This window comes from Massilia sp. (assembly GCF_031995545.1).
Lineage (GTDB): Bacteria > Pseudomonadota > Gammaproteobacteria > Burkholderiales > Burkholderiaceae_D > Telluria.
This window is the reverse complement of the sequence record NZ_DAMAGA010000063.1, coordinates 7,191-14,640: the sequence shown is the minus strand read 5'-3', so window position 1 is coordinate 14,640 and position 7,450 is coordinate 7,191. Positions and strand designations below refer to the sequence as shown.

The 7,450-nt window shown below is 61.9% G+C and carries 9 protein-coding genes; 6 read left to right on the top strand and 3 right to left on the bottom strand.

Translation table 11 applies throughout. The annotated features are described in order from the left end of the window. A partial coding sequence (locus tag RTQ83_RS23475; protein ID WP_312520246.1) for a pyridoxamine 5'-phosphate oxidase family protein occupies window positions 1-229 on the top strand: 229 nt, incomplete at its 5' end. A gap of 117 nt (window positions 230-346) precedes the next feature. Beyond that, the gene (gene pnuC / locus RTQ83_RS23470; protein WP_312520249.1) at window positions 347-922 is read left to right on the top strand and encodes a nicotinamide riboside transporter PnuC; all 576 of its coding nucleotides are present in this window, start codon (window positions 347-349) and stop codon (window positions 920-922) included. 18 nt (window positions 923-940) lie between these two features. Here pnuC and RTQ83_RS23465 read toward each other — a convergent pair whose 3' ends face one another. Then, window positions 941-1,336, bottom strand: coding sequence for a hypothetical protein (locus RTQ83_RS23465; RefSeq protein WP_312520243.1), 396 nt, complete (start codon window positions 1,334-1,336; stop codon window positions 941-943). Window positions 1,337-1,506: 170 nt separating this feature from the next. Here RTQ83_RS23465 and RTQ83_RS23460 point away from each other — a divergent pair, with 170 nt between their 5' ends. Further along, window positions 1,507-1,878, top strand: coding sequence for a four-helix bundle copper-binding protein (locus RTQ83_RS23460; protein WP_312520240.1), 372 nt, complete (start codon window positions 1,507-1,509; stop codon window positions 1,876-1,878). Between the two features lie 126 nt (window positions 1,879-2,004). After that, entirely contained in the window at window positions 2,005-3,261 is a 1,257-nt protein-coding gene (locus RTQ83_RS23455) for a site-specific integrase (protein WP_312520237.1), read from the top strand. Between the two features lie 74 nt (window positions 3,262-3,335). Here the strand turns inward: RTQ83_RS23455 and RTQ83_RS23450 are convergent, their stop codons facing one another. Then, window positions 3,336-3,614: a hypothetical protein gene (locus tag RTQ83_RS23450; RefSeq protein ID WP_312520234.1), complete on the bottom strand. Its 279-nt coding sequence runs from the start codon at window positions 3,612-3,614 to the stop codon at window positions 3,336-3,338. A 537-nt stretch (window positions 3,615-4,151) separates the two neighbouring features. On the opposite strand from RTQ83_RS23450, the gene RTQ83_RS23445 reads away from it, so the two are divergent. Then, window positions 4,152-5,039 (top strand): protein phosphatase 2C domain-containing protein, encoded by an 888-nt coding sequence (locus RTQ83_RS23445; protein ID WP_312520231.1) that lies wholly within the window; start codon window positions 4,152-4,154, stop codon window positions 5,037-5,039. 359 nt (window positions 5,040-5,398) lie between these two features. On the opposite strand, the gene RTQ83_RS23440 is transcribed toward RTQ83_RS23445, so the two are convergent. Next, a complete protein-coding gene (locus RTQ83_RS23440) occupies window positions 5,399-6,436 on the bottom strand; it encodes a DNA-binding protein (protein WP_312520228.1) in 1,038 nt (345 codons plus the stop codon). Between the two features lie 199 nt (window positions 6,437-6,635). Here RTQ83_RS23440 and RTQ83_RS23435 point away from each other — a divergent pair. Further along, window positions 6,636-7,450, top strand: an 815-nt coding sequence (locus tag RTQ83_RS23435; RefSeq protein WP_312520225.1) for a DUF4238 domain-containing protein, incomplete at its 3' end; no start/stop codon positions are given.

The following is a 7,450-nucleotide window of genomic DNA, read 5'->3' as shown; positions in this document are numbered from 1 at the left end:
GGTCGGCGGCCTGGCGGGCCTGCTGGCGGCAAGCGGCGCGGCGGCGCTGGGCTGGTTCCCGGCCGGCCCGCAAGACCAGCATGCTGTGCTGGTGCGCGTGGTGCCGCACGCGGCCGAGTACTGGGATTCGAACGACAGCAAGATGGTGCGGGTGTTCGCCATGGCCAAGGCGGCGGTGACCGGTACCCAGCCGGATGTGGATGCCGAGCACGGTACGATCCGCATGTAAGTCCAGTGGAATGGCGAGACCTTGCGGCAAAGCATCGGTCTCGCTTACAGTAGCCGCTCCTCAATTCTGGAGCGACATCATGATCCGACCCCAGCCAACAGGCAGCGCCGCATGACGATGCCGAGCCTGCTGGAACTGGCGGCCAACGCCTTCACCGCCATTGCCATCCTGCTGGCCGGGCGCAATAACGTGCATACCTGGTGGACCGGCATCGTCGGCTGCACGCTGTTCGGCCTGCTGTTCGCCGAGAGCCGGCTGTATGCGGACGTGGTGCTGCAAGCCTTCTTCGTCGCTACCGGCGTGCTCGGCTGGTGGCGCTGGCTGCATGGAAAGAATGGCGCACCGCTGCCGATTACCCATGCCGACTGGCGCACGCTGGCCTGGATGGTGCCGGCCGGGATTGCCGCTACCGCCGCCTATGGCGCGTTGCTGCATTTTTATACCGACGCCTATGCGCCGTTCATCGATTCCGCAGTGCTGGTGTTCAGCGTCATCGCCCAGCTCCTGATGATGGGGCGGCGCATCGAAAACTGGGCGGTCTGGCTGATCGTTAATACCATCGCCGTGCCGCTGTACTACAGCCGCGGCCTGGTGCTGACGTCGATCCTGTACATGGCGTTCTGGATCAACGCCATCGTGTCCTGGTGGTGGTGGCGCCGGCTGGCGCGGCAACAAGCGCTCGCGCCGGCCTGACGCCGTTACCCCACCGCTTCAGGGCTGCACCGGCGGCAGGTCGCCTGCGTCCTGGTTGCCGCCGGTTTCCGGCGACCCGAGTCCGGTGTCGCGCGGACCGGCCTGGCCCGAGCGGGTATCCTGCGCGCCGGGATTGGCGTGCGTCATGGCGCTGTCGGCCGGCTGGCGCGGGTTGCCGCCGACCACGGGCGCACCATCGGGGGCGGCGGTCGGGGGCGGGACTTGTCCCGGCGCACCGTTGGGCGCATTCACGTCCGGGCCGGCCTGGTTGCGCGTCATTCCCGCGCCGCCGTTGCCACCGGTTTCCTGTTGGGTTTCATGCACCGGGCTGGCGCCTTGCTGGCCGCTGGTCTGGCCACCGATGGCGGTCGAAGGTGCGTCCTGGCCCGACGAAGTGGTAGGGTTGTTGTTCATGTGGCCTCCTGGGTTGATCTGTTGCCCATTCTGGCGCGCATGTGAGGCTGGCGCTATCGGCCGAGCTGGCGTGGCGCTGTAGGACTCGGCCGAACGCGCTTGCACGGCGGTACCGTGCGGCGAGCCATGGCCGGGAATGCTACGGTAGGCCGCTACCGATGGAGGAAACGATGGAACGCGCCCAATACGCCAATTGTATCGAAGCCTGCAACGACTGCGCCGACGCCTGCGACTTCTGCGCCGCCAGCTGCCTGCACGAAGAAGACGTCAAGATGATGTCGCGCTGCATTGCGCTGGACATCGACTGCGCCCAGCTGTGCCGTGTGGCAGCGGCCATGATGGCGCGCGGTTCGGAAGCGGCCGCCGCGATCTGCGCTGCATGCGCCGACCTGTGCGAGATGTGCGCCGCCGAATGCGGCAGCCACCAGATGGATCATTGCCAGCAGTGCGCGGCCGCCTGCCGCCGCTGCGCCGCCGAATGCCGGGCGATGGCCGATAAACCGGGCGACGCGCTGCGCGCTGCCGCCTCGGCGCCGGTGTAATCGCGACGCTCCGGCCAGCTTTGATGACTGCAGCCGGGGTCTTGATGCAGACTCAACTATAAACCTTCCGGACGGGTGGGCCGCGATGCTATACTGTATATCCATACAGTCATTTAGCAATTTGCCATGCCCGTTTTTCTGCCGATCGATCTCGACCCGCTACCCGAAGCGCATCCCGACCGCGCTGCGGCCAGCCGGCCGGACGCCGGCATTTTCCGCGGCGTGCACGACGAGCCGGTCACCTCGGCCACCAGCGACGCCGAACTGGCGCGCGAGTATATCTCGCATGGGGAACTGAGTCCAAAATCGATCGCAAACCTGCAGAAGGAGCTGTACCGCTTCCTGAGCTGGTGCCGCGAAGAAGCGAAGAAAACCTTCCAGCAGCTGACGGTCGCTGATCTCAACGCCTACAAGGAATTCATCCGCCAGCCGCCGCCGGAATGGGTGTCGACCACCAAGTGGCCACGCAACGATCCGCGCTATCGGCCGTTCACCGGTCCGCTGTCGGACACCAGCCGGCGCCAGGCGATGATCGCGGTGAAGGGGGTGCTGGCGTTCGCCGAACATACCGGCTACCTGCGCCGCAACCCGGCGCGCCTGGTGCGCAACGTGCGCGCGCCGCATGCCAGCCGCATCACGCGCTACCTGACGCCGCAGGCGATTGCCTATGCATTGGCGGCAGCCGAAGCGCGTCCGGGCGAGTCGGAAGCGGCGGCGCGCCAGCGCGAACGCGACCGGTTTTTGCTGATCGCGTTCGCCCAAACCGGCGCACGCCTGAACGAGATCGTCAGCGCACATATGGGATCGATCTACAGCGAAGGGGACGGGCGCTGGTGGCTCGACGTGGTCGGCAAAGGCAACAAGCCGCGCCGGCTGCCGGTACCGCCGGCGACGCTGGCCGCCTACCGTGATTATCGGCGGGCCTATGGACTACTCCCGCAGACCAGCCGCGGCGATCGCACGCCACTGGTGCTGTCCAGCCGTACCAAAGAGTTCGTGCGCATCACGGACGAAGCGGCGGCGGAAGCGCTGAAAGCGGTCTTCCAGCTGGCCGCCGACGAGGCCGCGTCCCAGGGCGACGGCGACAGCGCCTCGATGCTGCGCCAGGCTTCGCCGCACTGGCTGCGCCATAGCATGCTGACCAATCACGCCAACAGCGGGGTACAGCTCAAGACGCTGCAGGACACTGCCGGCCACGCCAACATCGCGACCACGGCGGCCTATCTGCACAAGACCGACAAGGAGCGCCATGATGAGATCCTGGGTTCCGGGGGTGACAAGGGGATTGGTGCAGGTACGGTCTCGGCGCGGCAGACCGGCGAAAGCGGTGCCGTAGAAGAGCAGGCCGGCGACGATGATGCGCTGCCCGACGAGTCGCCGTGATTCTGCAACTCGTCGAGTGACGGTCTAGCCCTCCTGCATGAGGCCTATCGCTAACTCAACCTTTGGTTGCGAGGTCAGACGGGGATCGAGGACGTGCCGCCGTCCGAGCTGCCGTAATTCTGCAACTCGTCGAGTGACATTCTGCCTTCGTTGAGTGCTGCCAGGATCGAAGTCAGCTGTTCGTCGTCAGGCTGGATATAGATGATGCGTTGTTCGAGCAGGTTGTCCCAGTACGGCGTGTAGGGGACGTCGGTTTCGGTCATGACCTTGGCCTTGAAGCTGCCGTCCTGCAGTTCGCCGACCAGGGTGATGCGGGCGGTGTCGGGGAGGGTATTGGCTACGGTGATATTCATACTGTTCCTTTCATAAACGTCCAGTTCGCATGAGTCCATTGTTGCGCAGGCGCGGGCAGGGTGCAAACGCGTGCGCGTGCCGTGCGCGGCCGCGCGGCTCCTGCGCACGTATCGAAAGCGGGTAGGCTGGTCTTTTCGACGCCCAAGTTGATGGCTCCGGATGGCCTCGGAGTCTCGGTTGACGCGTGGATGCTGCTATTAAACGAGAAGGGTCCGGCGGGCTTCGGAAGTTCCTTCAGGATTCGGACTCTGCCAACGTTCGACGGCAGCAGGGATACAAGTGCAGTCGCGCAGGTCGTGAAAGTCGGCCAGTTGCGACAAAGTCTTGTTCGGATTCTGTAACGGCAGGAATTACATTTTTCAGCGTTAGATTAGCGTTCCGATCGAGCACAATTGCGTAACGCAGACGAGCGTTTGAACCCCTGACCTTAACTCGACATTAGCATATATATTGTCGAGTAAGACCCGTCAGGGGAACTAGCTGTTGTCTTCCACCTGGCGCCCGGGTAGAGTCGCTGCAATCTTCTTGAACAGACAATGATGGCGATGAAAGTTCAGTACCTGAGCGATGGAGCGAATTCCAATCGCAACGACGATCATATTGCCGTTTTCTCCTGCCCGGAAATGACCGACCTGCTGGTAATTGACGGCGGTACGTCGGTCGCGGCACGTGACTACATCGACCCGGTTCATAGCGATGTTGCCTGGTTCGTCAAGACATTCGCAGCTGAAATCGAACGCGTTGCATCGCCAGAACGGTCCCAGCAGGACAGCGTGCATGCCGCAATCGGCGCCGTGCAGTCGGCATACAAACACATGGCCGACGGCGCGCCGGTTCCAGTGCACGCCAGGCCAATCGCCGCGATCACATGGGTGCGTATCAGCGGGCGCGACGGACAAACGAAAGCAACGCTGTACAGCCTCGGAGACTGCAAGACCTTGCTGCGTACCGCGAATGGCGATGTAATCGACCCGGATCCTTACTTCAATCCCCAGGAGACCGTTCTGCAAGCAGAAATCGCCCGGCTGCGCGCTGCAGGTGTCATCGACGCGGACGAACGTCGCGAACGGATGCTGCCGATGCTCCGCGCCCGGCGCGAATCGCAGCATCGTTCGCCGGCGCCGACGGTTCTGTGCCTTCAACCACAGGGACCATTCCAGGCGCGCACGTGCACGCTCGAACTCGCGACCGGAGACGGCTTGCTGGTGATGACGGACGGCTTCTACCGGCTAGTGGATCCGTACGGCCTGTACACCGACGCCGGATTGCTTGCGCGTTGCGAGGAACGCGGTCCGGCTGCGCTGATCGACGAACTTCGTGCTTTCGAACGCTCTGCAGGGGACACAGCAAATCGCGCTGTCAAAGCTGCTGACGACGCATCGGCGGTGTACTGGGTTGCTGGCGAATCGGTCAGGCAGAACTGACGGGGAGGTACGCGCTGTCCCTGTCCATCGCCTGATCCTGGACGCAATCAATAGCACATTTAACATAATATAGATTATGCGAAGTATAGGTTTTAGAGGTGGCCAGCCACCTGGTCTCCAGAACGGTCGAACAGCTCTCGGAAGCAAAGCTGTTAGATCTTTGGAAGTAAAACTGTTAGATACCGCTGTCCGCATCTGTCTCACAAATTTGCTTCCAACCGCTTCCGGGAAATGCGTCGGGCGACGCATCGTTCAGCTTAGATGATCTGGTGTCGATCTTCAACTGCGCCAGCGGCCGTCAGCCCCGTCCAGCAATCCGAACGCGGACGGCGCGCCGATCGCCAACCGCACTGCCATCGTCACTCGCTTCCCGAGTGCGCGTTCAGCCTGCTGGTCGGTTCACCACCAAACACTGCTTTGTCCAGCTTCGCCAAGCGTTCTTCCAACGCGATTGCACTTTTCGCCGCAGACAGTTCCACTTCGAGCGCGGAGATTTGCAGCCGCAATTCGTCGGACGCGATGTCCGCACGCGCGGCCGTTTCCCCAGCCTCAGCTAACCGCGTCCTGCTTTCGACCAGTTGTGCCTCGAGCACGGCAGCCCGCGCCTCGACGGCCTGCAGCTGCTCGACCTTCTTCGTTTGGTTGCGGCTGGCTTCACGTTCAAGATGCAGAGCCTGCTTGACCGAACCGAGTTCGGTCGCGAGCGCGGCCGCCTCCTTGTTCAATCGCGTCAACTCTTCCTGCTTGAGCGAAAACGCAAGCTGCGCCTGCTTCAGTTCCGTTTGTAGCCCATGGACCTGGTGCTCATGCCGGCGTTGCTCCTGTTCGCGCTGTTCCTTGGCTGCCGTACGATAATGTTCCAAGCCGTCCCGCGCATGTTTGTGCTTTTCTTCCAGCGAGGCTTGGTGCCGTTCGGCGTCGGCCAGCCTGCCATTCAGATCAAGCACGCGCTGCTCCGCGGTATGCCGCGCGATCTTCTCGGCGCCGAGCTGGTTTTGGACGGTCGCAAGGTCCTGCTCGCGCGCTTCAAGGCGTCGCGAGACATCGTTGACAGCCCGTCGCGCCTCGCCGAGCTGCGCTTCCAGTTCAGCCCGGGCACGCTCGTCAGCGGCGCGCTGATCGTCCATCCGCGCCCGCACCTCGTCGAGCTCAGCCGTAGCCTCCCTTTTGAGCTGTTCTGCCAGCTGCGTCACCAGGGCGAGGATGGCATCACTGACAGCCTGTGTCGAGCCGCCCTCCTCGACCTCGATTTCGCGCAGGTATTTGTGGATCGTCGTTTTGGACCCTGTATTGCCCAACGCAGCCCGGACCGCGTCGATTGATGGGTGTCGGCCCTGAGCCATCACCTCGTCACGGGCGCGTTTGACATCTGAAAAATACACACCTGAGCGAGCCATCACGTACCCCACTAAATAACATACTAAATTACATACTAACGTAGTACATACTGAATTCCGCTGCCTTTGTGCTCATTTAGGCCTAAAAGACGACATGGGATAATCATAAATTATCCCGCGTGTACGTCTACGGCTGCGCTAAAATGCTCTCTCCCTGGTACGAAATGCGGACTAGGTAGACAAACTGGGATGGTTTTTCATGGTCGGAAACAACGCGCGCAATCACCACTGGGTACCCCAGTGCTACCTGAAGGGTTTTGCTAAGAGTCGGAGTAAGAACGCCCAGTTGCATGTCGCCGACTTTGAAGCAAATAGGCAATTCATGACTGTTCCACGCAACGTGGCCGCAGCGCGTGACTTCAACCGTATTGACATCGATGGGATCGACCCGAATCATGTTGAATCTGGCGTGGCGGTATTCGAAAGCTGCCTCGCCAAGGCGCTTGAGCGCATTTGCCATGACCGCGAGGTTCGTGACCCGGAAGATCTCAATCTCGTATGGAACCTGATCGCTCTGCTTGCGGTGCGCAGTCCCGGAATGCGCGAAAACATTCGACAAGGCCATGAGCAGGTCATGAAGCGGGTTCTGGGCCTTACCTTGGCGACGAAGGAGCGCTACGAGGCTACTTTTGCTGACGCAGCGCGCGCAGGCGTCCTTGACGCAAATAACATTCTCCCGTACGAAAGGATGCTCGACTTCTTCGATCGTGACCAGTACTCCATCGCTGTCTCGACCACCCACCACGTACAGCAAGAGCTGAAGCTAGCTTATGAGGTGCTGCCGCTGCTGGGGAGGCGGAACTGGCTGCTCGTTCGCGCGTCACCAGGAACCGGAGGATTCGTAACGTCTGATCACCCAGTCGCCCTCCAGTGGACCAACCCGCCAGAACAAGCGTTCGGCTCACCTGGTTTCGGGTTGCGCAACACGGAAGTCCTGTTTGCGCTTTCCCATGATCTTGCTTTGATTGGCAACTTTGACGGTGAGGATGGCGTCATTGATGCTGATGAGCGGCA

What these genes read in the sequence shown, in the direction of transcription:
- RTQ83_RS23445 (WP_312520231.1), top strand. Translation starts at nt 4,152, where the DNA reads ATGATGGCGATGAAAGTTCAGTACCTGAGCGATGGAGCGAATTCCAAT.
- RTQ83_RS23450 (WP_312520234.1), bottom strand. Translation starts at nt 3,614, where the DNA reads ATGAATATCACCGTAGCCAATACCCTCCCCGACACCGCCCGCATCACC.
- RTQ83_RS23465 (WP_312520243.1), bottom strand. Translation starts at nt 1,336, where the DNA reads ATGAACAACAACCCTACCACTTCGTCGGGCCAGGACGCACCTTCGACC.
- RTQ83_RS23460 (WP_312520240.1), top strand. Translation starts at nt 1,507, where the DNA reads ATGGAACGCGCCCAATACGCCAATTGTATCGAAGCCTGCAACGACTGC.
- RTQ83_RS23455 (WP_312520237.1), top strand. Translation starts at nt 2,005, where the DNA reads ATGCCCGTTTTTCTGCCGATCGATCTCGACCCGCTACCCGAAGCGCAT.
- pnuC (WP_312520249.1), top strand. Translation starts at nt 347, where the DNA reads ATGCCGAGCCTGCTGGAACTGGCGGCCAACGCCTTCACCGCCATTGCC.
- RTQ83_RS23440 (WP_312520228.1), bottom strand. Translation starts at nt 6,436, where the DNA reads ATGGCTCGCTCAGGTGTGTATTTTTCAGATGTCAAACGCGCCCGTGAC.